General features: G+C 69.1%; 2 protein-coding genes. Both read right to left on the reverse strand.

The window, feature by feature from the left end; genetic code table 11:
- Window positions 1–724, reverse strand: a 724-nt coding sequence (locus F6S12_RS31830) for a thiamine pyrophosphate-binding protein (protein WP_315869868.1), incomplete at its 3' end; no start/stop codon positions are given.
- Between the two features lie 10 nt (window positions 725–734).
- The coding region (locus tag F6S12_RS31835) for an acetate--CoA ligase family protein (RefSeq protein WP_315869869.1) at window positions 735–1,299 on the reverse strand (565 nt) is incomplete at its 5' end.

The following is a 1,299-nucleotide window of genomic DNA, read 5'->3' on the forward strand; positions in this document are numbered from 1 at the left end:
TGCCGGCGACGCTGCTGAAGAACACCGCCCCCAGGCGCGTGCTCAGGGTTCGCAGTTGCTCGGCGGCGTGCAGCGCGCCGCCACCGGCAATGATCATCGGCCGCTTGGCCTTGCGCAGTTTGTCCGCCGCTTGCTGGATATCTGCCGCCGCAGCCGGGCCGCGAGCGGGGCGTCGCCGCACTTCACCGGTCCAGTCCCGGGCCACCTTGGCTGCCAGCACATCCAGGGGCACGCTGATGTGCACCGGGCGCGGGCGCTCGCTGTCGAACACGGCAAAGGCCCGGGCGATCAGCTCCGGCAAATCTTCCGGGCTCAGGGCCAGGGCCGAAAAGGCGGTGATAGGCGCGGTAATCGCCCGCTGGTCCTGGGTTTCGTGCAGCGAGCCGCAGCCCTTGCCCAGGCTGGCGCTGTGGTTGACGCTGGAAATCACCAACAGCGGGATCGAGTCGGCGTAGGCCTGGCCGATGGGGGTGGCGACGTTGGTCACCCCCGGGCCGCTGATGACGAAACACACCCCGGGCTTGCCGCTGACCCGGGCGTAACCGTCGGCCATGAAGCCCGCGCCCTGCTCGTGGCGGGTCAGCACATGGCGGATGCCGCTGCCGGGCAGCCCGCGGTACAGCTCCAGGGTGTGCACCCCGGGAATGCCGAACACCGTGTCGACGCCGTAGCCGGCCAGCAGCCGCACCAGGGCCTGGCCACCGGTCAAGGTCTGATCGTGCATGTCTCTCTCCTCAAGCCTGGCCAAGGCGAATCAACGCATCGACCGCGACGGTGCCCTGGGCACCGACCAACAATGGGTTCACATCCAGTTCCAGCAGTTGCCCGGCATGTTCGCAGGCGTAGTCCGCCACCGCGCCGATGGCCGCCACCAGGGCTTCAAGATCGGCCTCGGGGCGCCCGCGAAAGCCTTGCAGCAAGGTAGCGCTGCGCAAGCTCAGCAAGGCCTGGCGGATCGCCCCTTCGGTGGTGGGCAGCAGCAGGCTGCGGCTGTCCTTGAGCAGTTCCACCAGCACCCCGCCGGCGCCGATCACCAGGGCCAGGCCGAAGTCGTTCTCACGCTTGATACCGACAATCAGCTCCGCCAGGGGCGGCGCGGCCATGGGCTCCAGCAACACCCGCTCAAAAGCCACGCTGGGCGCATGCTCGGCGATCCGCGTGCGCATCAGGCGCAGGGCCGCGCTCAGGGCTTCAGGGTCCTTAAGATTCAGGGCCACCGCCCCGGCCTCGGTCTTGTGCGGCAACTGCGCGCTGACCGCCTTGAGCACCAGCGGATAACCGACAGCAGCCGCCGCGCTC

The organism is Pseudomonas sp. JV245A (assembly GCF_032424515.1).
GTDB lineage: Bacteria > Pseudomonadota > Gammaproteobacteria > Pseudomonadales > Pseudomonadaceae > Aquipseudomonas > Aquipseudomonas protegens.